The sequence below is a fragment of the Paenibacillus artemisiicola genome, from assembly GCF_017652985.1.
In the GTDB taxonomy this organism is placed as follows: domain Bacteria; phylum Bacillota; class Bacilli; order Paenibacillales; family Paenibacillaceae; genus Paenibacillus_Z; species Paenibacillus_Z artemisiicola.
This window is the reverse complement of sequence record NZ_JAGGDJ010000040.1, coordinates 1-25,817: the sequence shown is the minus strand read 5'-3', so window position 1 is coordinate 25,817 and position 25,817 is coordinate 1. Positions and strand designations below refer to the sequence as shown.

General features: G+C 48.5%; 24 protein-coding genes. All 24 read left to right on the top strand.

Features of this window, described 5'->3' with window-relative positions; genetic code table 11:
* Positions 1-12: 12 nt before the first annotated feature.
* The 24 genes from I8J29_RS26805 to I8J29_RS26690 all read left to right on the top strand — a co-directional run bounded on the left by I8J29_RS26805 (position 13) and on the right by I8J29_RS26690 (position 25,643).
* On the top strand, positions 13-1,173 hold the full coding sequence (locus tag I8J29_RS26805) for a glycosyltransferase family 4 protein (RefSeq protein ID WP_208850434.1): 1,161 nt from the start codon (positions 13-15) through the stop codon (positions 1,171-1,173).
* A gap of 21 nt (positions 1,174-1,194) precedes the next feature.
* Positions 1,195-2,169, top strand: coding sequence for a phosphoribosyltransferase family protein (locus I8J29_RS26800; RefSeq protein WP_208850433.1), 975 nt, complete (start codon positions 1,195-1,197; stop codon positions 2,167-2,169).
* A gap of 74 nt (positions 2,170-2,243) precedes the next feature.
* Positions 2,244-3,707 (top strand): lipopolysaccharide biosynthesis protein, encoded by a 1,464-nt coding sequence (locus I8J29_RS26795; RefSeq protein WP_208850432.1) that lies wholly within the window; start codon positions 2,244-2,246, stop codon positions 3,705-3,707.
* Between the two features lie 35 nt (positions 3,708-3,742).
* The gene (locus tag I8J29_RS26790) at positions 3,743-5,119 is read left to right on the top strand and encodes a sugar phosphate nucleotidyltransferase (RefSeq protein WP_208850431.1); all 1,377 of its coding nucleotides are present in this window, start codon (positions 3,743-3,745) and stop codon (positions 5,117-5,119) included.
* Between the two features lie 780 nt (positions 5,120-5,899).
* Positions 5,900-7,237 (top strand): UDP-glucose dehydrogenase family protein, encoded by a 1,338-nt coding sequence (locus tag I8J29_RS26785; protein WP_208850454.1) that lies wholly within the window; start codon positions 5,900-5,902, stop codon positions 7,235-7,237.
* Between the two features lie 28 nt (positions 7,238-7,265).
* A complete protein-coding gene (locus I8J29_RS26780; RefSeq protein WP_208850430.1) occupies positions 7,266-8,456 on the top strand; it encodes a nucleotidyltransferase domain-containing protein in 1,191 nt (396 codons plus the stop codon).
* A 152-nt stretch (positions 8,457-8,608) separates the two neighbouring features.
* Positions 8,609-10,531 (top strand): asparagine synthase-related protein, encoded by a 1,923-nt coding sequence (locus tag I8J29_RS26775; RefSeq protein ID WP_208850429.1) that lies wholly within the window; start codon positions 8,609-8,611, stop codon positions 10,529-10,531.
* A gap of 29 nt (positions 10,532-10,560) precedes the next feature.
* Entirely contained in the window at positions 10,561-10,698 is a 138-nt protein-coding gene (locus tag I8J29_RS26770) for a paeninodin family lasso peptide (RefSeq protein ID WP_208850428.1), read from the top strand.
* Positions 10,699-10,774: 76 nt separating this feature from the next.
* On the top strand, positions 10,775-11,716 hold the full coding sequence (locus tag I8J29_RS26765) for a phosphoenolpyruvate carboxykinase (ATP) (protein ID WP_208850427.1): 942 nt from the start codon (positions 10,775-10,777) through the stop codon (positions 11,714-11,716).
* Entirely contained in the window at positions 11,713-12,000 is a 288-nt protein-coding gene (locus tag I8J29_RS26760) for a lasso peptide biosynthesis PqqD family chaperone (RefSeq protein WP_208850426.1), read from the top strand. Before I8J29_RS26765 ends, I8J29_RS26760 begins: the two co-directional genes overlap by 4 nt.
* Positions 12,001-12,030: 30 nt before the next feature.
* Positions 12,031-12,474: a lasso peptide biosynthesis B2 protein gene (locus I8J29_RS26755; protein ID WP_208850425.1), complete on the top strand. Its 444-nt coding sequence runs from the start codon at positions 12,031-12,033 to the stop codon at positions 12,472-12,474.
* A gap of 34 nt (positions 12,475-12,508) precedes the next feature.
* Complete coding sequence (locus tag I8J29_RS26750) at positions 12,509-14,311, top strand: ABC transporter ATP-binding protein (protein WP_208850424.1); 1,803 nt, start codon at positions 12,509-12,511, stop codon at positions 14,309-14,311.
* Positions 14,312-14,346: 35 nt separating this feature from the next.
* Complete coding sequence (locus I8J29_RS26745) at positions 14,347-15,303, top strand: LCP family glycopolymer transferase (protein WP_240546520.1); 957 nt, start codon at positions 14,347-14,349, stop codon at positions 15,301-15,303.
* Positions 15,293-15,811: a VanZ family protein gene (locus I8J29_RS26740; RefSeq protein ID WP_208850423.1), complete on the top strand. Its 519-nt coding sequence runs from the start codon at positions 15,293-15,295 to the stop codon at positions 15,809-15,811. Before I8J29_RS26745 ends, I8J29_RS26740 begins: the two co-directional genes overlap by 11 nt.
* Before the next feature lie 34 nt (positions 15,812-15,845).
* Positions 15,846-16,331 (top strand): hypothetical protein, encoded by a 486-nt coding sequence (locus I8J29_RS26735; RefSeq protein ID WP_208850422.1) that lies wholly within the window; start codon positions 15,846-15,848, stop codon positions 16,329-16,331.
* 47 nt (positions 16,332-16,378) lie between these two features.
* On the top strand, positions 16,379-16,834 hold the full coding sequence (locus I8J29_RS26730; protein WP_208850421.1) for a PilZ domain-containing protein: 456 nt from the start codon (positions 16,379-16,381) through the stop codon (positions 16,832-16,834).
* Between the two features lie 157 nt (positions 16,835-16,991).
* Complete coding sequence (locus tag I8J29_RS26725) at positions 16,992-18,914, top strand: asparagine synthase-related protein (RefSeq protein ID WP_208850420.1); 1,923 nt, start codon at positions 16,992-16,994, stop codon at positions 18,912-18,914.
* A gap of 29 nt (positions 18,915-18,943) precedes the next feature.
* On the top strand, positions 18,944-19,078 hold the full coding sequence (locus tag I8J29_RS26720; RefSeq protein WP_208850419.1) for a paeninodin family lasso peptide: 135 nt from the start codon (positions 18,944-18,946) through the stop codon (positions 19,076-19,078).
* A gap of 86 nt (positions 19,079-19,164) precedes the next feature.
* Positions 19,165-20,094, top strand: coding sequence for a phosphoenolpyruvate carboxykinase (ATP) (locus tag I8J29_RS26715; RefSeq protein WP_208850418.1), 930 nt, complete (start codon positions 19,165-19,167; stop codon positions 20,092-20,094).
* 13 nt (positions 20,095-20,107) lie between these two features.
* Entirely contained in the window at positions 20,108-21,910 is a 1,803-nt protein-coding gene (locus tag I8J29_RS26710) for an ABC transporter ATP-binding protein (protein WP_208850417.1), read from the top strand.
* A gap of 223 nt (positions 21,911-22,133) precedes the next feature.
* Positions 22,134-22,388 carry a hypothetical protein gene (locus I8J29_RS26705; protein WP_208850416.1) on the top strand — a complete coding sequence of 85 codons (255 nt, stop codon included), beginning with the start codon at positions 22,134-22,136 and terminating at the stop codon, positions 22,386-22,388.
* 164 nt (positions 22,389-22,552) lie between these two features.
* Positions 22,553-23,488 carry an ABC transporter ATP-binding protein gene (locus tag I8J29_RS26700; protein WP_208850415.1) on the top strand — a complete coding sequence of 312 codons (936 nt, stop codon included), beginning with the start codon at positions 22,553-22,555 and terminating at the stop codon, positions 23,486-23,488.
* Complete coding sequence (locus tag I8J29_RS26695; protein ID WP_208850414.1) at positions 23,481-24,275, top strand: ABC transporter permease; 795 nt, start codon at positions 23,481-23,483, stop codon at positions 24,273-24,275. The genes I8J29_RS26700 and I8J29_RS26695 overlap by 8 nt, the downstream gene beginning before the upstream one ends.
* A gap of 180 nt (positions 24,276-24,455) precedes the next feature.
* Positions 24,456-25,643 (top strand): YbfB/YjiJ family MFS transporter, encoded by a 1,188-nt coding sequence (locus tag I8J29_RS26690; protein ID WP_208850413.1) that lies wholly within the window; start codon positions 24,456-24,458, stop codon positions 25,641-25,643.
* The last annotated feature ends 174 nt before the right edge of the window (positions 25,644-25,817 follow it).

Genomic DNA, 25,817 nt, shown 5'->3' with positions numbered 1-25,817 from the left:
GAAGAGAGATGAATGATGAAAATTTTATATATTACTCACTTTAGTGTGAATGATATTAATGCTTCATCTGGGACGATCTATCATATCAAGCGCATGCTTGAAAAGGCAGGCAATGAAGTCATCGTCATCGATAATTTAAAGCTGGGCAAATACTTCAAATTGTATAAGAAGGTTGAGGCCAAATTGTCCAGTAAGAAAACCTTAATTGAAAGAGAGCCTTACGTACTGAAGCAGTTCTCCAGAGAACTCTCAAAGCGAATTGAAGATATGGAGTTTGATCTCATCTTTGCACCGAGCAGCTTGTATTATACCTTCTTCAAAGACAAACAGAACAGGCCGATGGTTTTTTACACAGATGCCACATTCGGTGGTATGGTTGACTACTACATTTACCAAAGCGATTACAGCAAGAAAGCAATTTCGAATGGCTACAAGCAGGAGACGATGGCGATCCGCAATGCGGATCTCATTATTTATGCTTCGGACTGGGCGAAACAGACGGCAATCGATTTCCATCAGGCGGATTCACGAAAATGTGTCGTGATTAATCGGGGTGCGAACATTAAGCATAACTACTCCCGTGACGAAGTGATGCAGATCATTCAATCGAGGAAAATGTCGAGCGGTTCAAGTAAGTGCGACTTTATGTTCTTCGGGACGGATTGGAAGCGTAAAGGCGGACCTATCGCGTGCGAGGTCGTTAAGATTTTAAATCAGACCTACGGCGTACATGCGAAGCTATATGTTGTGGGATGCACGCCTGATATTCCAATTGACTACGCAGCATACACCGAAATTGTTGGATTCATCAATAAGCACATTCCCGTAGAATACGAACGGTTAGAGAATACGTTCAAACAGTGCGATTTCTTCCTGCTTCCGACCAGACAGGAAGCGCAAGGGATATCATATGCGGAGGCATGCTCGTGGGGAATGCCGGTCATAGCGGCGAATACAGGCGGTGTAACGGGCATTGTTAAGCACGGTGTCAACGGATTCGTACTTGACTCAGCTGACGAGGCACATGTTTACGCTGGCAAGATTATGGAGTATGTCGGCGACGGTTCTAAGTATATGAGATTGGCGGAAAGTACATTTGATTATTTTGTTGATCATTTGTCGTGGGATCAGGTTGGAAGCAAAATTAACGATGCGCTAAGACAAATCATTTAGCTGTGAAATGGAGGTACTTAGATGAATTATAGGAGCTACTCGGATTTAGGTTCCCTGATTAAGAGGAAGCTACCGCTTATCAGGTCAGGTAATTATGATCTTATTGTTGGAATCCCAAGAAGTGGAATGGTCCCAGCCTATATGATCGCCCTTTACTTGAATCAGAAGTGTTGTGATCTGGGGGCACTGATTCACAATTATCCTCTTAAGACAGGGTCTACAAGGCATTCGAAGAGCTCAATAAATTTTCCGAGTGAAGCAAATCGGATTCTTCTTGTAGATGACAGTATTTTTAGCGGGGTATCTCTTGCAAAAGAGATGGAGAGAATTCCCGAAGAGATGAAAAAGAAAATAACGACGCTAGCTGTATATTCCTCCGATCAGGTTCGAGATGATATTGATATTTTTTTAGAATGCGTGCCGTTACCGAGATTATTTGAATGGAACATCTTTCACCATCAAGTTGTTGAAAGAGCTGGTTTTGATATTGACGGAGTATTATGCGTGGATCCTACAAAAGAGCAGAATGATGATGGCAGTAAATATATTGAGTTCTTAAGTAATACCCCTCCTTTATTTATACCGACGGGTAAGATACATAGTATTGTAACTAGCCGACTGGAGAAATATAGGGAGCAGACGGAAGCCTGGTTGAATAATCATGGAATTCAATACGAACATTTAATTATGCTGGACCTTCCGAATAAAGAAGAGAGGCAGCGCCTCGGAGCACATGGTACTCATAAGGCGGAGGCATATAGGAAGTCGCAGTTGGATCTGTTTGTCGAAAGCGAGCGCCATCAAGCGATCAAAATCCATGAGCTCACCAAAAAGCCGGTGTATTGCACGGAAACTAATGAAATGTTCGCAAAGGGCGCTATCGTATCGTTCATTTTTAATACGAAGTCGAGGAAGGTGTATCTCCAAAACTTGTTGAAACGTCTTCCGAAACCGATTTACAACTCGTTTCGCTATTTCTATAAGTTAATAAGTTGATACGTCACTCGGCATAACTCTAAAAATAGGAATGTGATCGCAATGCAAAACAGAGTAGAAGGAAAGTACCGGCTATGAACGCCACATCGTTGAAAAGGGCAGCCCTTATCAATTTCATATCCAAGTATACGGTTGTTATTATACAGATACTGTTCACATCGGTCTTGGCGCGATTATTGACACCAGAGGATTTCGGGATTGTTGCGGTTACGACTGTGTTCACCACATTCTTTCTAATGATTGCTGATATGGGCATTGGAGCAGCCATTATTCAGAATAAGTCATTGACCAAACAAGACGTGAATCATATTTTCACGTTCACAATTTATTTCGCAGTCATCCTAGCAGTGACATTTGCTTTATTCTCTGTTCCACTGTCATATGTTTATGGGAATTCGGTCTATATCACCATTGGGGCTGTGTTGTCTGTATCCCTATTCTTCAATGCGCTTAACATTGTGCCGAATGCGTTATTGCTTAAGGACAAACGTTTCGCTGCTTTAGGAGTAAGGTCAATCATTGTGTCGATTGCAGCGGCTGCACTTACAATCGTTCTTGCTGTTGCAGGCTACAAATATTACGCAATAGTGTACAACTCCGTGTTTATGGCCTTTTTCACATTCTTATGGAACATTTTAAGTGTATCCGTAAGGCCAGCCTTAAAGTTTAATAAAGCAAGTATAATCAAAATTAAAGAGTTCTCTACGTTTCAATTTCTGTTTAATTTAGTGAATTATTTTTCTCGAAATTTGGACGCCTTGCTGATCGGCAAATTTCTAGGCAGTGTGGCACTAGGGTATTACGACAAAGGTTATCGACTAATGCTCTATCCGCTCAATATTTTGACTGGAGTTATTACACCAATATTGCTGCCAATATTATCTGAGCACCAAGAAAATAAAGACTATATCTACTCGCAATATATGAGGATTGTAAAACTACTTTCATTAATGGGGGCATTTGTATCCGTATTTTGTTTCGTTAGTGCCAAGGAAATCATTACGATTATGTTCGGAGCAAGTTGGCTTGCAACAGTCCCAGCGTTCAAAATGCTAGCGTTATCCGTTTGGCCACAGATGGTTACATCAAGCACGGGAGCGATATTTCAGAGCTTGGGATCTACGAAGCTTTTGTTCAAGACTGGCGTTATCAACTCATTAATTACCGTTATCTCAATATGTGTTGGCATATGGTTTAAAGATATTAGAGACGTTGCTTTATGCGTTTCAATTGCTTATACGTTGCATTTCTTCATCGCCTTCTTCATTCTTGTTCGTTATGGGTTTGAACGAAGGTATACCCAATTCCTTAGACAATTCTTCCCTGATCTGCTGGTGTTTGTCCTTACTTTCGCCGGTCTTTTATTATCGTCGTTTGTTAAGATCGATAATGTTATTTTTACAGCGTTGTTCATGGTGATGGTTGCGGGTATTGCCTTCTTCGTTGGATTAGTTATTACAAATCAGATTAGCTTTCTGTTTTCACTCGGCAAGTCGAAGCGTAAAGATCGGATCAAGCAAGAATATGATCCTGGCTAATGGATGTAAGTTGTAAAATGTTTGGGGGAGAAAAGATGAAAATCGTACTGTTATCCGGTGGATCTGGTAAACGCTTGTGGCCATTGTCGAACGACGCTCGTTCGAAGCAATTTCTTAAAGTATTGGAGAACGAGGACCAAGAGCTAATTTCGATGGTGCAGCGCGTATGGGGGCAAATTACTAAGAGCGGTTTAGCGGGGTCCAGCTACATTGCGACTGGCAAATCGCAAATCGAAATGGTGCATAATCAGCTTGGCACGTCGGTACCGCTTATTATTGAACCTGAACGCAGGGATACATTCCCGGCAATAGCGCTGACAGCTTCGTATCTATACTCGGTTGCAAATGTTGATCTAGGTGAGATCGTTGCTATTCTACCAGTGGACCCTTATGTAGAGGGCCACTTTTTTAATGCCGTCCAGAAGCTGGAGGATACGATTCGAGCAACGAACGCAGATCTTGCGCTTGTTGGTGTAAAGCCGACCTACCCGTCTGCAAAGTATGGCTATATTATTCCTGAACATGAACAGTCGCCTGTTGCCGGCTCGCTGCGAGTTAGCCATTTCCAAGAAAAACCTTCTGAAGAAGCAGCCATAGGCTTAATCGAACGGAAAGCAATGTGGAACTGTGGCGTCTTCTCCTTCAAGCTTGGATATCTCATTAGCATCCTGGAGGCGAAAGGTTATCCTCTCGAATATGACCAGCTCGTTGAGCAATATCATAACCTTCCTAAAATCAGCTTCGACTATGAGGTAGTTGAGAAGACCGATAACATCGTCGTCATTCCATATGACGGGTATTGGAAGGATCTTGGCACGTGGAATACGCTGACGGAAGAGATGAAGCAGAACCAAATCGGCAGAGGGACTATCAGCGAGGATTGCGCGAATACCCATTTAGTGAATGAGCTTGAAATCCCTGTCACCATTCTAGGTGTATCTAATGTGGTCGTTGCAGTAAGCCCAGATGGGATATTGGTTACGGATAAGAGTGCGAGCCCGCGGATTAAAGATTTCATTAATTATAATCAGGGCCCGATGTTCGAGGAGAAGGAATGGGGCTGGATTCGGATTCTCGACAACGAGAAGTATGAGGACGGCCGCTGCGTAATTACGAAACGGGTAGCGATTAAGGAAGGTCGAAACCTTAGCTATCTGATGCATCTGTATCGTGAAGAGGTATGGACGGTCGTCAAGGGTATAGGGGAATTTGTCCAGAACGGAATTCCGATTAAAGTAAAGGCAGGGAATGTTCTACACATCCCGATGAAAACGTTGCATAGCTTAAGGGCTAGCACGGATATGGAAATCATTATCGTACATAGCGGACACTCGCAAGAAGACACCGTGATGGAGATGTTTTCGACATGGTCGGAAATGTCTGAACACTGCTTGAATGTTTCAATGGGATGACAGCAACGATAGGCCGATGGAAGTTAACCGAGAGGCGGACTTTCTGCGTTCGGAAGAAGTCGTTCTAGTTATTGCCGACATCTCTCCGATCGCCGTCAAGGCTGCTAAAGGGGCAGGTGTTACCTCGGTTGGGCTTTCCAATTTCACATGGTACACCATCTATCAAGCAATGATCGATGATTCGTCATTGGAGCCGCTATATGAAGCCTATGCAGGCTTGGTATATCGGATAGCAAGGACCGGATTGGGGCGTAAGTGGGCTCGATGCAGGCTGGCTTCTTCTGTCGGGACATAGACTGGCAAGCAGTGGACGAAATTCGCAAGACCATCAATCCTGACCATACAAAAAGAATCATTTACAGCAGCATTGGGATGAGCATTGATCTGCAGAATGTCATGAGATGGAAACTGTGGGAGAATGAATCGCTGCAGTTCATTGTATCGAGCAATATGAAATTACAGCGGTCCAATGTAATTGCTATCCTGGCAGATTATACAGAGTCCCAGAACTTTGGAGCCGGATCGAATATCGTCATCAGCAAGCCGGGCTGGAGTACGGTGAGCGAGGCTGTCGTGTTGAGCAAGCCGCTTATTCTATTAACTCGGCATGCAATGAAAGAAGACGAGAATACGATTCGGTCGCTGCCCGAATATTATCCGCACTTTATGGCGGATTGGGAGCAACTAAGAACTGGTGAACTTCATCAAGCAATGTCTAGAATGCCTCGCGACTCTAACGAGGTCAATCTTATTGGAACAAATCGTGAGGGGTGTAGGACAATGAAACTAGCGGTTATTGGAACAGGGTATGTAGGGCTGGTCTCCGGTGTATGTTTTGCAGAGCTCGGCAATGAAGTGATTTGCGTTGATAATGTTAAAGCCAAAATAGAGCGGTTGAACAACGGTGAAGTACCGATCTATGAGCCGGGGCTTAAGGAATTAATGACTAGAAATATTGAAGCGGGACGACTGGCGTTCACATCGGACTTGGCCGCAGCGGTTAATCGATCCGAGATCATAATTATTGCGGTCGGAACACCGTCTCTGCCGAACGGCGAAGCGAATCTCTCCTTTATCGAGAAGGTCGCAGAAGAGATCGGCCAGGAGATTCATGACTATAAGGTTATTGTTGTGAAAAGTACGGTCCCGGTAGGAACGAACGAAAAGGTTGCGGCCATCATCGAGCAACACGCATCCGTACCTTTCGACTTCGCATCGGTACCTGAATTCCTTCGTGAAGGCACTGCGGTGTCAGACACGCTGAAGCCAGACCGCATCATTATTGGTACCGAGAGTGAGAAGGCAGCACAGACGCTGCAGGAGCTTCACTCTCCACTTACGGAGCGCATCATTATTACTGATGTTCGAAGTGCGGAAATGATCAAGTATGCTTCTAACGCATTCCTGGCAACGAAGATATCATTTATTAATGAAATCGCGAATATTTGTGAGAAAGTAGGCGCTAACGTAGAAGAGGTTGCTGGCGGCATGGGGCTGGACCACCGGATTGGCTCTTCGTTCCTAAGAGCGGGAATTGGATACGGCGGGTCATGTTTTCCTAAAGATACGCAGGCGCTTATTCAGATCGCGGGCCATGTTAATTATGATTTCAAACTATTGAAGTCGGTTGTTGAGGTCAATCGTGATCAGCGCTTTAACGTTATTCATAAGCTGGAATCCATCTTAGGAGAGCTCGAAGGAAAGACGATTGCGATTTGGGGGCTTGCCTTCAAGCCTGAAACGGATGATGTACGGGATGCGCCAGCATTCGAAATTATATCTGCACTGCTGGACAAAGGTGCGGTGGTGAAGGCATATGATCCTATAGCCGCTCATAACTTCAACCAATCTTTCTGCCGTTCGGGCATTGTTTACTGTGAATCGGCAGAAGAAGCAGCGTTGCATGCAGACGCTCTATGCCTGCTGACGGAATGGAAGCAGTTCAAACAGATCTCTCTGCAGGAAATTCAAAAGTGGCTTAGATCGCCGAATCTGATTGATGGGCGTAACATGTACAGCGAGGAGCAATTGGTAGGAACCGACTTTGTCTACTATTCGGTCGGCCGTCCAAGTTTGAACCGAGGTGTAAGAGAGCAGATTCCGCTTGTTTCTTTATAACACTTACTTATGACGAGGTGCTCATACGATGAAGACCGGAACCCATGAGATTGCTCACAGTCTCCCAATTGAATTGCAGTTGATGCTGTCAATCTTAAATATTGATAAGTCCAGCTTGTCGCTGGAATCAATTCAAGATATGGCTGGACCTCATATCGACTGGGATCGGTTTCTTCATCTAACTAAAGAGCATCGCCTATATCCGATTGTGTATGCGCAGATCAATAAGCTGGATCTTCAATTCGTCCCTGCGCATATCATATCGACATTGAATCAAATGTGCGTATGCAATACGATGAAGATGCTTCAATTGACAGCTGTAATGGAGAAGGTTTGTCACACGTTGGAGCAGGCTAACATCAAGTCACTCGTCCTTAAAGGCCCCGTGCTCGCAGAGGCCTTGTATGACGACTTCTCCCTTCGTACATCGAAGGATATTGATTTGCTAGTACCTGAAGGCAGTTTTGAGCAGGCAGAGGAATTATTGTTGCAGCTTGGTTTTCAGCCGGATGAGTATGTCCCTAGAGCATTGAACGCGGTGAGACGTAATAAACATCACCTCAGCTACACTCATTCTGAAAGCCGCGTTCAAGTAGAATTACATTGGCGGATGAGCTCGGATTCGTTCAGGGAATTCACATTCAATGAACTATGGAATCGCAGAAGGCAAACAAAAAAAACAAGCATACCAGTCTCTTACTTAGGACACGAGGACCTGTTTGTATATTTGATCTCGCACGGAGCTCGTCATGCTTGGTTCAGGCTGCGCTGGCTAGCTGACATCAAATACATGATGCACTCAGAGATGAACTGGGCAACCGTCGCTGATTATTGCGGTAAACTGGATCTCATGCATGTCGTCGGCCAAGTTATGGTGCTGCTCTCTGAACTATTTGATTTTTCGCTCGATTCAAGATGCAGAGCGATGGCAGCTCATGCGAAGTCACAAAGACTTGCGGATGAGGCCATTAAGATCATCGACGAATATATTTATCTTCTCGATAAACAAACGCCATCTATGGCACAAGCTTATTTCAAATCGTACAATTCATTGCTTCTCACTTCTCGCCAGCGATGGAAGCGAAACGTAAACAAACTGTATCCGAACTATTTGGATGTCAAAGCGCTTACCCTTCCAAGGTGGCTTCACTTCATGTATTTCCCTCTTCGTCCATTCCTTTGGTACTGGAGAAAGAAAAAACAACGAGTACCTGTTTAACTGTACCCGCTTTAACTAGGATGGCTCCTCCAGCCCCTGGTTATAGTGCCCAAAATGATACAAAAAGTATATTACCAAAAATTTATAGTTACAAATTGTATCATATGCGCTATAATTCAAATAGGCATTTAGGTGTGGAGAGGAAGAGCTATATGGGGGTTATCCTAGGTATTCATGCATACAATCAAAACGATATCACTGAAGATGCTCAGCTGCTGATGGAGTCAGTTCAAGAATATCGCGTGGACGCTATTGGGAGCTGGCAGAGGGATTCGATTGCGCTTGTCTGCGGCGAAAGAAGGCTGCTGGCCGATGAATGCTATAGCCCGATGCCTTATTGGGATGAAGAGAGTGAGATTGTCATTACGGCCGACGTCATTCTGGATAACAGAGAAGAGCTGTTCGACCGGTTAGGGATCGCTAATGAACGACGTTCTTCTCTCTCGGACTGCGAGCTCATTATTCGTGCATACAAACGATGGGGCTATGATTGCCCTCGATATCTATATGGCGACTTTGCTTTTATGATCTGGGATCAACGTGAGCGAACGCTATTCGGTGCACGGGACCTAGTAGGGACTCGGACACTGTATTTCCATCATGATGCGGGCCGGGTTGCATTTGCTACAACGATGAAGCCGCTGCTCATGATGAAAGGCATCACCAAGCGGATTCGGGAGTCGTGGCTGGCGGAGTTCATTACGATCCCGCTCGTGCTCGACTGTGTGGATACGCGAGGCACAGTTTATCAGGACATCGAACAGCTTCCGCCTGCGCATCGTTTACTAGTTAAGGATGGTCGTGTAACGGTGTCGAAGTATGGGTCGCTCGAACCGGAACAGAAGCTTAAGCTCAAGTCGAATGCGGAATATGAAGAAGCATTTCGTGATGTATTCTCGCAAGCGGTGAAATCGAGGCTTCGAACGAATCAACCGATAGGTGCAACGTTGAGCGGGGGACTGGATTCGGGTTCGGTTGTAAGCATCGCATCGCGTGAGCTGGCCATTGCGAACAAACCATTGCATACATACAGCTATATTCCACCGCAAGACTTTGTTCCGTGGACGAAAAGGACGCGGCTGCCGGATGAGCGTCCGTATATCAAAGAGACGGTGCGGAATGCAGGGAATATCGCGGATCATTATCTCGATTTTGATGGCAAAAGCTCGCTCACGGAAATGAACGAGTGGCTTGACATTATGGAAATGCCTTACAAATTTATAGAGAATTCTTTCTGGTTCAAAGGAATCAAAGAGGTTGCGGCAGACCAAGGAGTAGCCCTTATGCTCATGGGGTCAGGAGGCAACTTCTCGATCTCATGGGGAGATGCCTCAGACTATTACATACACCTATTAAAAAGACTCAAGCTTTTGAAGTTCAACCAGGAGCTTAAGCAGTATGCCCACAACATAGGAGTAGGACGCAAATGGATGCTGAGGTTTCTGGGCGAGAAGGTATTTGCCAGAGGCTCTGCAGGTGCTGTGAACGATGCGTATCAATTCATCAATCCTGCGTTTGCGAAGTCTACCAATGTATATGAGTGCTTGAAGCCATATGAAGTCGGTATTGGGGGATTCTCCTTAACGATTGCGAATGAAAGGCAGAAGTTTTACGAGAATGCGGCAATAGTAGGGATGCAGGGAACGGTTGCGACGAAGCTATCTCTCCGATATGGCGTGATCGAGAGAGATCCGACCAACGATCCGCGAGTCATTCGGTTTTGCTTATCGCTGCCCCTGAACCAATTCGTTCAGAATGGAATGGATCGAGCGCTTGTTCGTCGGTCCATGAACGGACTGCTGCCAGATGCCGTTCGATTGAATCAACGTACGCGAGGCGTGCAAGGCTCGGATTGGGTTCACCGTATCCTACCGCAATGGAATTCTTTCGCGGCGGAGATCGACGAGTTGTGCAGCAACGGCTTAGTGTCGCAATATCTGAACATTGATCGTGTTCGAGCGGCTTTCGTCAAAGTGAATCAACAGCCAAGAGCAGAGCTAGCGAACGATCCGGCAATGAAGATTGTGATCAGAAGCCTTGTCTTGTATCGGTTCCTGAAGAGACTTGCCAGTTAACTATGCGTTTTTGAAGGGAGGTGAGAAACATGAAAAAAGTATGGGAAGCTCCAACGATGGAAGTATTGGAAGTTAGCCAAACGATGGCTGGTTTTGGTGTGAACAAAGTGGATAGCGTTGTATTCGACAAGGATGGCAACCCTATCGACGCTGACTTGTACTCCTAAGACTGATTCAACCGTACTTAACGGGTGGTCTAATACAGCTCGTGCTGTATTAGATCACTCCAACAGGAGGATTGTAATGGATCCATCAGTAGGGTCGGACTATAAAGCTTTCGGAATGATCCTGAGGAGTGAAATTCCACTCCCAGAGCTGCACGCGGTTGAACGTTATGAAGGGCCACCGGACATACAAGTTGTGCTTGGAGACTTGCATTCAACTTGGGAAGGGCTGAGCGCGAATCAAGGTATCTATGCCTATGAGGACCTCAGTTACCTTCTTAACATTCCAGATGTCGCAATATTCAGAGTTTCGCGAGATGGGATTATTACCGTATGTCCGGCTGCTGACTGCAGTATGAGAAAGCTTCGGTTATTTTTGCTCGGCAGCTGTATGGGCGTGATGCTCCTATATCGTAACCTACTGCCCTTGCATGGCAGTGCTGTCGTCATAGGTGAACAAGCTTATGCAATCGTTGGACAGTCGGGAGCAGGCAAATCAACGCTTGCAGCGGCGTTGCTTCATGAAGGTTTCAAGCTGCTGACAGATGATGTCATTGCGATCTCGATGGACCCGAATACAGGGATGCCAACGGTTATACCTTCTTATCCGCAGCAGAAGCTATGGGAGGAAAGCGTAGCAGGCCTCCAAATGAAAAGCAGCGGACTTGAAACGCTGTACCAAAACGATGACCGTCCAAAGTATGCGATTCCGGTTCGGGAGCAATTTGCTAATAAATCTATTCCTTTAGCCGGCATATTCGAGCTAGTAAAGACGGACAATGCTCATCCAACATGCGAGCCATTGCATGGACTTGAGCGTCTGCCGCTATTATTCCGTCATACATACCGTAATTACCATATCCCATTGTTAGGGCTGATGGAATGGCACTTTCAATTCACGACTCGCATGACGGAGGAGGTAGATGTTTATCGGCTAAGCAGGCCAGTCTGCGGATTTAAAGTGAATGAACTTGTGTCTATTTTTCTTAAAAAAACCTTGGAGGGAGTATCCGTATCATGACAATCTCGAAGAACGAAACGGTTGTACAGACGAAGGGGAATCTGGCAAGTAATATGAACGGCGAAATGGTTATGTTTCGCATTGAATCTGGAAAATATTTCAATATTGGACGAATTGGCGGCCGGATATGGAGTCTTATCGAATCGCCAATTACAGTTGAAGCGCTGATAACCGAACTGACAAGCGAATTTGAGGTTACCGAGGAAGCGTGCGAGGCGGAGGTTGTCAATTTCTTGGAGAAAATGGCTAAAGAGCAGTTGATTGTTGTTCAAGCGGTATCATGAATTTATTTTAATTGGAAGGGGTAATGCCCCTTGTTAAACAAACTGAAGGCTTTCGCAGCTTGGCCGCTGAAACGCAAATGGTTGTATGCTGAAGCTTTTCTATGTTTGGGCTGGGCACGGATTTTGAAGCTGCTTCCGTTCGCCAACATTGCACCTAAGCTTGGTTTACGAATGTTTGAGACTCCCTTTGAACATGCAGCAGACGAGAAAATGGTAAAGAGTGTCTCGCAGGCGGTAAGAACCATGAGCCGTTATACCTGGTGGGAAAGCATGTGCTTGGTTCAAGCGATCGCTGCATCGAAAATGCTGGAGCGGCGGGGCGTTTCCAGTACGTTGTACCTTGGTACCGGTAAAGACCCCTCGGGTCGAATGATTGCCCATGCATGGCTGCGCAGCGGGAAAATCTATTTAACAGGCTACGAACAAATGCAGCACTTTACTGTTGTTGCGTTATTCGGCAACACAGTTAAATAGGAGCCCAATACCGCACCGACAAAGAGGTGACCGCATGACTGATCTTATTTACTATATGAAGAGGCTTCACGCCGTTTCGGGGATAAAACTGTACCTTAATCTTATTATGATGATCGTGATTAGCTCAATTGAGGGCTTCAGCATTTATCTGCTCGTGCCGCTGCTCGGCATTACGGGTCTTGTAAGCATGGGTTCAGTGAATATCCCCTTTCTTGACCATATCGATCGTGTGGTGCAAGAAATTCCTCCTCACACACGGCTCCTGACTATGATTGCCCTTTATATTCTACTTATCATTGTGCAATCGGTTATTCAAAAAAACCAAACTGTTCAAAGCAGCAATATCCAGCAAGCTTTTATCCGCGACATTCGCCTCAAAACATACAAGGATTTGATTCAGGCGGATTGGAGTCTATTCCTACGAACGAGGAAGTCGGACATTAATCATATCCTTAATTACGAACTTGTCCGCATTATTTTGGGAACCAACTTGGTCCTGAAACTAATGACCACCTTCTTGTTTACGGCTATCCAATTGACGATCGCATTCTTGCTTTCCTATAAGCTTACCTTGTTCGTTATGGCAAGCGGACTGATTCTTGCGTTATTCTCCCGCCGATTCTCAAAACATGCGAAGAAAATCGGAGCAGAAACATCTGAGCTTAACAGACAGTATGTCGCCAATATTACCGATCATTTCAATGGGATTAAGGATATTAAAACGAATACGCTGGAATCCCGGCATTACGGTTGGTTTAAAAGACTGTGCGAACAATTGGAGACGAATATGACCCAATTCGTACGCCTGCAATCGAATACGCAGCAATTTTATAAAATCACATCGGCTATTCTTATTGGCGCATTGATATACGTCTCATTCGAGGTGCTGCATTCGCAGGCAGGCCAGATGCTGTTAATCGTCGTTATTTTCTCTAGATTATGGCCGAAGTTCATTACGGTTCAGAATAGCTGGGAATCAATCGTTTCGTCGCTTCCGTCTTTCAGGAGCCTTAGAAAGCTGCAGCAGGAATGCGAACAGGCTAAAGAGATGGATCTGTTCCAGCCCGCGAGTACAATCGAACCAGTAGCAATGGCTTACGAGATTGAATGCCGAGGCTTGTATTTCCGATATAGTGAAAACCATAGCGAATATGCGCTTAACAATATAAATGTAAAGATTCCTGCTCGGGGAATGACGGCGATCGTCGGCAAGTCTGGAGCGGGCAAAAGCACACTGATCGATTCGATCATCGGACTCGTTCAGCCTGAACGTGGCGAAGTTCTGTTCGACGGCGAACAGCTTACTCAATACAATATCCAGGCCATTCGCCGCATGTTCAGCTTCGTATCGCAAGAGCCTTTCTTGTTCCATGCCAGTATAAGAGACAATTTGATGCTCGTAGATCCTCAGGCAACCGAAGAGAAGCTATGGGAAGCACTCAGCTTCTCTGTCGCTGATGAATTCGTTCGAAAGCTGCCTGAGGGCTTAGATACGATTATTGGCGACAGGGGAGTCCGCTTGTCAGGCGGTGAACGTCAACGAATCGTACTTGCAAGAGCGATCCTACGAGAGCCTTCCATTCTTATTCTCGATGAAGCCACTAGCGCATTAGATACGGAGAATGAGGCGCGAATCCAGAAGGCCTTGGATCTCTTGAAAGGCAAAATGACGATTATTATAATCGCCCATCGGCTATCCACTATTCGGAATGCCGATCAAGTGCTTGTGTTGGAGAGAGGAATGCTTGTGCAGCAGGGTGGTTTCCATCAGTTGTCTGCAGAGCCGAGAGGAACATTCAGCAAATTACTGGCTTATCAACTGGAAGCAAACGCGTAATTCATTTCCATTTAAGCAATAAGGAGTCTTGTTATATGAAACTTCGAATGAAGCGAGTACTCATCTGGACGGGGACAGCCGCGGCAGTCATTGCTATTTTGGCAGGCAGCTTAGTGTGGTATGCGTATCATAGCGCAGAAAAAGCAGCCAATAAAATGTATGAAAATATTGATGCTGTGAAACCGGTCTATGTTAGTAAAGATACGACGGTAACGAAGAATACGAAACCTGCAGAAACGAAGCCGATTAAGAATATGGCTCCATTTACGGTACTGGTATTAGGCGTCGATCAACGCGCTAATGATCGGGGGCGTTCAGATACGATTATCGTATTGACGGTCAATCCGGCCAAAAATTCGATTTTGATGTTCAATATCCCTCGAGATACGCGTACGACGATTGTCGGACACGGTACAGTAGATAAAATCAATCATGCCTATGCGTTCGGTGGAGTGCCGATGTCCATAAACACGATAGAAAATTTCATTGATTATCCGATCGATTATTATGTCAAGGTCAATATGGAGGGCTTCTCGCGTTTAATTGATATCGTTGGCGGCGTTGAGGTGGACAATCCGTTTGCCTTCGATTACATAGACCACCATTTTGACCAAGGTCATCTTCAATTGAATGGTGATGAGGCCCTTTTGTATTCACGTATGCGCTATGATGACCCAAGGGGCGATTTTGGCAGAAATACGAGGCAACGCGATCTTCTTCGGGGGATTATGAAAAACACGATGAATATTTCTTCAATCACCCATGTCAACTCCTTATTACGAGAATTGGGTGATAGCGTAAAGACCGATATCACATTTAAAGAAATGAAAAGTTTTGTCGCGAATTACCGTCCGGAGATTAATAAAATCGATACGGTTGAAGTTCAGGGCAAAGGACAGACCATAAATAAAATTTGGTACTATATCGTGGACGATAAAGAACGGGAGAGAGTCCATGCCTTGATTAAGGAGCATCTCCAGAATGGAGACTAAAATGATACATCGGTTATTTATTGCCATACCGCTGTTGGTTTTGTTAGCCTGGATTGTAATTGTGTTCTTGCTTTCTTCAGAATCTTATCAGGAACAGAGCCTGCTGCCATTCTTGCATCGAACTTTCACAGCGCATATGCTCCAGAAAATACTTCCGACAATCAACTTCGAATATCATCATGCTAAATACTCTTCCCAAAGTGATCCTTATGCGTTGCTTGAATTTTTATTTCGTAAATGTGCGCATTTGTTTATGTATGCAATGCTGGCGATCCTTGCCGCATTCGCACTTGGTGTAACAAAGCGGCCAGTGTATCGGCTGCTTTTGCCTTTAATAATAGTTGCTTTGATTGCCTCATTGGATGAACTCAATCAAAAAAGGATCCCGGGTCGGACTTCTAATCCTCAAGATATTCTCATAGATCTGACAGGGGGATGTATAGGAATCCTGATTTATTATCTGAGCCATTATGTCTATCGAAGAATAAGATACCCCAAAGGTTCATAAAGTGAAATAGCTTTGTGGACAGGGGGATGCTTAGATGAGGCGACGCGGCAAAGGTCGAGCATGGTTAACGATAGCGATTGGGGTCACGATCGTATGGGTACTGTGGCTGACCTGGCATAATGGAGCAAAGCTATTTTCCTCTGGTGATAAGGGCGGAGCAATCGAACTGGTGGAGCAATTTTACCAAGATGAACAAGCAGGCGATTATGGAAGCGCCTGGGAATTGTTTCATCCGCTTATGCAAAAGCATTATGGCAAATCGGAATATATACAGAAGCGGGCACATGTAACCATGCAAGATTTTGGTGCGCAGACCTTTGAATATACGTTAGGACCGCCCAAACTTTTATCCGGTTGGAAAATGAGCAGCGACTCAGCGGAATTCCAAAATGTCTATGAAATTGTTGTCACGCAGAAATTCCATAGCGCATATGGCAACTTTGAGCTTATTCAGTCATGTTATGTCGCGAATGAATCGGGAGCATGGAAGTTATTGTGGTCCTTCCAGAATGACGTCTAGCATGATACGAAATGTATCAAATTGATGATGGAAAAGGCGGATTCCGAATGGAAATCAAGAACAGTTACCTACGTCGAAGTCCTGTAAGAATCCGGATATGGAACGATGTGAAGGCTGAGATTGCAATATCTGATGTTAAGGGAAATTACGTAGATTCGAAGGCGTCCTCAGCACTCATTCAGGACATAAGTCCTACGGGGGCTCGATTGTTAACCCATCTTCGATTTCCGGTCAATAAGGACTACCATATTCGGATAATGATCACCATCGGAGAGTGGGAATTCAACTTGACGGGGCAGATTGTCTGGAGACGTAAGGATGAGAATTTGTATATGTATGGCTGCGAGTTTGTTCCTGATCGGCATATTCGCCAAGCGCTTGCCGTGGCATTGAAGGAGAAGCTGCGACTGATGAATCCTGAACGTCAGCGAATTCATCTTATGTATCAACAGGTGTTAGATGCTATGCTTAGGCCTTCGTCATCTATGGACGCAAGCTTATAATGATGGAGTTAGAATCTGATTTTCGCACAAGCGGAGAGGGGGTTCTTTTTTTATCAAATTATATAATACACACAAAAAAAATAGTTACAAATTGTATCATTTATAGTAAAATAGAACCAGATAGGAAATTGATACATATGCTCAAGTGGAGGGACCTATGAGCGCTATTGTCGGAATTCATCATTTTAACGAGCCTCCCATTGAAGAGCATACCATCCAGAAAATGATGCAAGCATTGCAGAAATATCCAGCTGACGATGTAAGGATCTGGGAAGGTAATCAGATTTCGTTGGGCTGTCATGCGCAATGGATAACGCCGGAGTCGGTCAACGAGCAGCTTCCTTATCACGATGTCAAACACCGCCTTGCCATAGCGACGGACGCGATTCTTGATAATCGGGAAGACTTGTTCGAACAATTGCAAGTTGACAGTGCGTTAAGAGCGTCCATGACCGACAGCGAGCTTATCGTATTGGCTTACCGTCGGTGGGGGATCGATTCTCCGCAATACCTTGTCGGCGATTTCGCCTTTATTATCTGGGACGAGTTGAAGCAGTATCTTTTTGGCGCCCGTGATCTATTGGGGAATCGCACCCTCTATTATCACCACAATAATAGGCATTTCGCCTGCGCGACGGTTATTCCTCCTCTATTTGCTTTGTCAGGGTTCAAGAGGCAGTTTAACGAATCATGGTTGGCCGAGTTCCTGGCCATTCCTTCGATCTTGGATTCCTCCAATGTTCAATCGACAGCCTACAATGATGTATTTCATTTGCCTCCAGCTCATTCGTTTATCGTTGCCAATGGAATTTTGACCATACGCCAATATGCATCACTGGTATCGCCGGTGGAGTCGCTTCGGCTTAGATCGAATGAAGAGTACGAGGAAGCTTTACGAAGTGTGTTCTTGAAAGCGGTAACATCTAAACTTCGATCGCGAAAGCAAGTAGGATCAAGCTTGAGCGGCGGACTGGACTCCGGCGCAGTGGTTAGCTTTGCGGCAAAGGCGCTGCAAAAAGAAGGAAAAATTTTACATACTTATAGTTACGTTCCGCCGTCGGATTTCGTGGATTGGACATCCAAGAGAAGATTTGCCGACGAGCGCCCATATATCTATGAAACGGTTCGTCATGTAGGAAATATCGCAGACCATTATCTGGATTTCCCTAACCGCAGCTCGTGGTCGGAAATCAACGATTGGCTGGAATTATTGGAGACCCCTTACAAGTGCTTTGAAAATTCCTTCTGGATGTCGGGGATATTCGAAGAGGCGAAGAAGCAGGATGTCGGCGTTCTGCTAACGGGGGCCGGTGGTAATCTATCAATCTCCTGGGGCTCGGCCATTGATTACTATGCACATTTAACTAAGCGATTGCGATTAGTAAAGCTGAAGCGCGAGCTTGGACAATTTAGTAATCAAATTGGGATCGAAAAATCTTGGTTACTGAGGATGATCGTAAAGACTGCTTTTCCATTGCTGGATCGTTCTTCCTATGGAGATTTGGCACTGATTCATCCGGACTTCGCCAGGGAATCTCGTGTTTATGAACGACTGAAACAACGGGAAACCAGGCTGCCGGATTCAACATCGGATTATATTAAATCTAGATACTATGAGTTCAAAGATTTGGTTTTTCCACATATGACTGGAAAAATGGAAACGCAGCTATCCTTAAGGTATGGCATATGGGAGCGGGATCCGACCTATGACCCAAGAGTGATTCGATTCTGTCTGTCCGTCCCGCTCGATCAATATGTGCAAAATGGTGTCGACCGTTCGCTCATCCGCAGAGCCACCAAGGGGCATTTGCCCGACAGGGTTCGGCTAAACCAGCGCTACCGCGGCGTGCAAGGAGCCGACTGGATTCACCGGATGATGCCGTCATGGCGTATGTTCACGGATGAGCTCCGCCAATTGTGCCAAGACAGCGTATGCGTACGATTGTTGAACATTGAGCAGGTCAAAAAATCCCTCGCTGCGATAGGAGAGTCGCCGCGACCTGACCAAGCATTCGATTCGAATGCAAGGTTTCTAATGAGGAGCTTGATCGTCTATCGATTTATGAAGCAGCTTGCATAAGGCAAAGGCTTTGAAAGGAGGTGATAACAATGGAGAAATTGACGACGAAAACATGGGAAGCACCTCAGTTGGAAGTACTCGACGTAGCAATGACGATGCACGGGGCAAAAGGTACAATCGTTGATAAAAACCGGATCGATGCGAAACACCCTGAAAAGTCTTGATTTTCTTCAAGGTTTTACTTACGGCCCTTATATGCGTTGCCTATAAGGGCTCTCTATTAAATTGCTGCAGGAATGGGGATGGATAGATGAGAACAACTGCCTTGCAAACGCGCTATACGGTATTCAGCCTTAGATTGGAAAGTGAGTTCAAGATCCCCGAGCTCATGCAGGCAGCAGATTGGGAAGAAGAAACGGATGTTGAAATTCGGTTTGGAGAGTTAACGGAAGCCTGGGAAGAATGCAGCATCGAAGGGGAGTACATGGCATTCGAAGGAGCGCATGTCTTTTTACGCGTTCCCGATACGGCCATTTATCGCATCAGCGAAGGCAGCCAAATTACCGTATCGCCCTTTCCTGGAGCAGATGAGCAGAACATTCGCCTCTACCTGCTAGGAACGTGCATGGGTACGCTGTTGATGCAAAGAAGAATTCTACCGCTTCATGGCAGTGCTGTCGTCATCGATGGAAAGGCCTATGCGATCGTCGGGGAATCGGGAGCAGGCAAATCGACGCTTGCTGCCGCATTTTCAAATCTTGGCTACCAGCTCTTGACCGACGATGTCATCGCGGTATCGATGAACCGGCACGACCAGGTCCCCATCGTATACCCGGCTTACCCGCAGCAAAAGCTGTGGCAGGAAAGCATCACACAATTGGGAATGGATTCAAGTCGGTATAGCCCGTTGTACGAGACTAAGTTTGCCATTCCGATACCATCCCTTTTTTGCACGACTCCCGTACCACTAGCAGGTATCTTCGAACTCGAAAAGACGAACGGCCACGAGGTGGGAATCCGGCGATATGACGGCCTAGAACGGCTTTTTATCTTGCGCAAGCATACTTATCGTGAATATCTGATTACGCAGCTTGAAGGAGATCAATGGCATTTCAATACGATCTCGGGTCTCGCCGGTCAGGTACAGATGTATCAAATTCGCAGACCTATTGACGGGTTTAGCGTCTATGATCTCGTAAACGAAATCCTTAATGCCGTAGACGAGGCCAATGTAAGCTAAGGAGAGAACAACAATGGGCCGGATTTTAATTTATGTGAGGAAGCTTCATGACTATGCTGGTTTCAAGCTCTACCTCAATTTGTTCGGCATGATGGCTTCCGGTGTACTGGAAGGAATAGGAATATTCCTGTTGGTCCCGTTGCTGGCCTTGTTCGGCCTAACCGATGCCGGGGGAGGAAGCAGCCTGCCTCTTGTCTCTTCCGTTGTTGCTTCACTGAGCAGCCTCTCGGAAGATCGGAAGCTTGTTATCGTTCTTAGTCTCTTCATCTTGCTTGTATTGGGGCAGGCTTATTTGCAGCGAGTGTTAACCAATCTAAATGAAGTCATTGAGCAAGGGTTCATCCGTTATTTGAGAGTGGAAGTGTATCAATCGCTGTTGCAGTCAAATTGGTCTTTCTTTCTAAAGAAGAGAAAGTCGGATTTCGTCCATATCATGACGCAGGAATTGTCTCGCGCAAGCTATGGCGTTTATTTATCGCTGCGATTAGTGACGACACTGCTATTTACTTCAGTTCAGATAGGGCTGGCGATGCTGTTATCCTGGAAACTAACGCTTTGTATCCTGATCTGCGGCTGCATCGTTGCGGTGTATTTACGTGCGTTTATCCGGAAATCACGAGCGAACGGCTTCGAATCGTCGGAGCTAGTACAAAGCTATTATGCCGGAATGACCGAGCAATTCAACGGTATCAAGGAAATCAAGAGCAACAGGCTGGAAGGGCAGCATATGGACTGGTTCCGTTCGCTGAGCGTTCAACTAGAACAAAACTCCGTAAGCTTCACGAAGCTGCAATCCAACACGCAATTTTATTACAAAGCCGCATCAGGGCTGCTTATTGCGCTATTTGTTGTTTTATCCTTGAAAGGGCTTCATGTCGATTCAGGGCAATTGATATTAATTGCCATTATTTTTACGCGGTTGTGGCCTAAGTTCGCAATGCTTCAATCCAGCTGGGAACAACTTGCCCAGTCGATTCCCGCTTTCAAGAATTTAATGGATTTGCAAATCGAGTGCAGGGGTTCGCAGGAACTTGAAGATAACCAACATCCTTTCGACCATCCAGCGCGAATGGAACAAGGAATCGAATGCCGGAATGTCTACTACCGGTATAATCCTAACCATTCCGAGTACGCGCTTGAAGATATCAGTCTTTGCATTCCGGCGAACAGCATGACCGCCATCGTTGGCAAGTCCGGCGCGGGCAAGAGCACCTTGATCGATCTATTGATCGGGCTAATCCAGCCCGAACGGGGAGAGGTGCGGGTAGACGGCAAGCCGCTGGGAAGCGCCGGCGCGCTTTCCTTGCGGAACAGCGTGAGCTACGTCTCGCAGGATCCGTTCCTGTTCCATGCCAGCATCCGGGACAATCTCGCGATCGCCCGCCCCGGCGCGAGCGAGGACGCGATGTGGGAGGCGCTGCGCGCGGCCGCGTCGGAGACGTTCGTCCGGCGGCTGCCGCTCGGCCTCGATACGGTGCTGGGCGACCGGGGCGTCCGCCTCTCCGGCGGCGAACGCCAGCGGATCGTGCTCGCGCGGGCGCTGCTGCGCAAGCCGGCCGTGCTCGTGCTCGACGAAGCCACCAGCGCGCTCGACGGCGAGCACGAAGCGCGGATCCAGGAAGCGCTGGACCGCCTGAAGGGCAGCATGACGATCATCGTCATCGCCCACCGGCTCTCGACGATCCGCGGCGCGGATCAGGTCGCGGTGCTCGAGAACGGCCGGCTCGCGCGGCTGGGGGAGTACCGGCAATTGGCCGGCGAAGTAGACGGGCCGTTCGGACAACTGCTGAGCTATCAGCGCACGAGCAGCGGGTGAGGCGAAAGCCGGGCCTGCTGCTTTTTTTGTTTTGCCCATTTTCGTAAGCGATTTCAGAAAAAAGGGTCCTCGCGGCGACAAAATTTCGGCCCTTCCGATTGACAATTGGCGAATGTTGTCATATTCTAATCTTAAATGATACGTATCGTAACATGTAATTCATATTTTGATACAAAAGGTATATAAATAGAGGGGACATTCGATACCGTAAAAGGGGAGATCCATGATGAATAAGGATCAATTTTATTGCGTCGGCTGCGGGAAACTGACGGTCAACGCGGAAGCGGACAAGCTGTTCACGACGGGCTATTACCGGATCGTTTACCGTCTCGGCTGCTGCAAGGCTTGCTTGAAGCGGGCCGCCGAAGAGGACCTTGGGCAGCGGAGCCGCACGCTCCCGCAGGATGCGCCGCCCTATGGCAGGTTCTCGGCGATCGGCTTCGTAGCGCCGAAGGAACGGTTTCTCGTCTTTAATTGATCGCCGACCGATTCACTGCGTTTCCCAAGCATGATCTCGCCGCCCGCTTCGCCCCTCGTTACCTTCCCGCCTTCCAATCGCTTCCTGCATTCGGTATACTGATGGGGACAAGACGCGGGCGCGAGCGGCAACGCCGGGCACCGCGGTTACGGGGGGTTAGGACAATGGCGTATGGGACCGTATCGGACGAGCAGCCGATCGTGCGGCTGCAGCAGGTCACGAAGGTCATCGGGAAGCGGACGATCATCGACGGCTTGACGCTCGACATTCCGCGGGCGGAGGTGCTCGGCTTTCTGGGGCCGAACGGCTCGGGGAAGACGACGACGATCCGGATGATGGTCGGGCTGATGCGCATGACCAAGGGCGACGTGCTGATCGGCGGGCACAGCGTCCGCGACGAGTACGAGCAGGCGATCCGCCATGTGGGCGCGATCGTCGAAAATCCGGAAATGTACAAGTATTTGACCGGGTATCAGAATCTGCTTCATTTCTCCCGGATGGTGCCGGGCATCACGAGCCAGCGGATCGACGAGGTCGTCGAGCTGGTCGGGCTGAAGGAGCGCATCCACGATAAAGTGAGGACTTATTCGCTCGGCATGCGGCAGCGGCTCGGCGTGGCGCAGGCGATTATGCACAAGCCGTCCCTGCTCATCCTGGACGAGCCCACCAACGGGCTCGATCCGGCGGGCATCCGCGAGCTGCGCGACTACCTGCGCAAGCTCGCCAAGGAAGAGGGCATCGCCGTCTTCGTCTCCAGCCACCTGCTGAGCGAGATGGAACTGATGTGCGACCGGGTCGCCATCATTCAAGGGGGCAAGCTGATCGACGTCCGGCTGATCCAGAGCGGCGCGCAGCTGGCCGAGACGAGCGGGCCCGTGGTGTTCGAGGTCGACCGGCCGGACGACGCCGTGCGGTTGCTGGCGCAGCACGAGCCGGCGCGCGTGGAGGAAGGCGCGCTCGTGCGGGCGGACCGCGAGACGGTGGCGCGGATCAACGCGGAGCTGGTCGGAGCGGGCATTAAGGTATACGGGATTCGCGTCCTGAACAAATCGCTGGAGGATCAATTCCTCGAGATGACGGGAGGCCAACAGCTTGTATAACTTTTTGCAGCTCGTCCGCAACGAGAATATGAAGATTTACCGGCGCATCGGCACGTGGATCATGTTCGGCATCATCCTGCTGATCGTCATTCTGCTCAGCGTCCTGTCGAAGTCGTTCGACAAAGGCGGGGAGTCGATGTGGAGCGTCATGAACAGCATCGAGCAGTTCAGCTACCTGCTCGTCACGATTTTCACGGTCGTGGTGTCCGCGGAGAGCGTGGCGGGGGAATTCTCCTCGGGCACGATCAAGCTGCTGCTCATCCGGCCGTGGAGCCGTTCCAAAATCCTATTATCCAAGTACGTCGCGCTGCTGCTGTTCGCGCTGCTCATGACCGTCGTCATGCTGGGCAGTTCGTTCGTGCTGAACCTGATCCTGTTCGGCTACGGCGACGCCAAGACGGCGAGCGACGCGCTCGGCGTTCCGAACAGCTCCAGCCCGTTCAGTTATATGATCCAGGCATACATCCTCGATTATATCGGGCTCATCATGATCGTCACGTTCAGCTTCATGCTCTCGACGCTGTTCCGCAGCGGAGGGCTGGCGATCGGCCTGTCGATGTTCATCTACTTCTTCGGGATGATCGGAAGCAATCTGCTGATGATGCTGGAATACAAATGGGTGGACTACCTGCTGTTCCTGCACCTGAATTTGAAAGGGTACCTGGGCAGCAAGGAAATCGCCCACGGGATGACGCTCGGCTTCTCGCTCGCCGTGCTCGCGGGCTACTACATCGTGTTCGTCGCGATTACGTGGCTCGTGTTCAACCGGCGGGATGTCGCGACCTGACGGCTTCCCGCGCATCGCGTTCCAAGACGGCTCCTGACTTCGGTCGGGGGCCGTTTGCGTTGGTATCAGCCATTCAGATGCCGGGTATCGGTATCTCGTATTAACCGCGATGGCAAGAGGCGCGGTATGCTGGACATACAAGCTTGCGTCTAGCGCAGATATCGGGAGGTAACGGTAACCATGGAACGACCTGCAAGCGAGCGTAAAACGATCCTCGTCCTGCTCGGAGGCGCGGCTGCTTTAATCGTCGCGATGGGCATCGGGCGGTTTGCTTTCACGCCGATCCTGCCTTCGATGCTGGAACGGCATTTGTTCACGGCCGCGGGGGCCGGTTATTTGGCTTCAAGCAATTATTTGGGGTATTTGCTCGGCGCGGTCGCGCTGACGCTGGTCCGGGTGAAGAACCGGTCCGCGGTGCTGGCCGCGGGACTGCTCGCCAGCATCGCGACCACGTGGGGCATGGCCGCTTGCGGCAGCCTCGACGGCTGGCTGGCGCTCCGCTTCATGTCGGGCTTCGCCAGCGCGGTCGTCTTCATTCTCGTATCCGGCATCGTGCTGGAACGGCTGTCGGCGCTGCAGACCGGTTTGTTTTACGGGGGCGTGGGCACGGGCATTCTGCTGACCGGGCTTTCGGTTCCGCTGCTCAGCCGGCAAGGGGACTGGAGCGCGGCCTGGCAGGGCTTGGGGGCGATCAGCCTCGTCTTGGGCGCTGCGGCGTGGCTGGCGCTGGGGGTTCGCTCCGGCGGGGCGAAGCCGTCCGTCCAGGCTGCGATTGACGCTATGCCGTCCGACGCCCGCCGGATCGTCATCGTGCTCATGATCGCGTACGGGCTCGAAGGCTTGGGGTATATCGTAACGGGGACGTACTTGGCGGCCTTCGCGAAGACGGTCTCGAGCCTGCCGAATTTGCCGTCGGTCAGTTGGATGGTGGTAGGCGTCGCCGCGGCGCCGTCGTGCCTCGTCTGGTCGCTGCTTGCCTCCGCGTGGGGGAAGAAGCGGACGCTGACCGCCGCCATGCTCCTGCAGGCAATCGGCATCGCCGTGCCGGTGCTGGCGCCGTCGTCCGTCGCCGTGTTCGTCGGCGCGTTCCTGTTCGGGGCGACGTTCATGGGCATTACGACGCTGTTCGTCGCCTACGCCAAAGAGCTGTATCCGCAGAACAACCGGACGATGATCGGCTGGCTGACCGCGTTCTTCGGGCTCGGGCAGATGATCGGGCCGCTCGTCGCGGGCATCCTGCTCGCGGGGAACGGCGGTTATCGCGAAGCGCTGCTCGGCGCGGCGGGCATCGTCCTGCTTGGCGCGCTGAGCCTGCCGCTCGGCATCGGCCGTACGTCGGGACGGGCGCCGTTGAATCGGACGGTTTAGGAAGGGTTCGCGGCCCGCAAAATCGAAAGCGCCCGGAAAGGGCGCTTCAGGTTGTAGAGAAACCCACGTTTTTTTAAACGTCGGGTTTCTTTTTCAATACTTGAGGGCTTCGGAGGGGCGGGTTATCCCTCCGAAGCCCTCCTTTCTAGGTGAAGGGCGATCTTCTTCATGTTC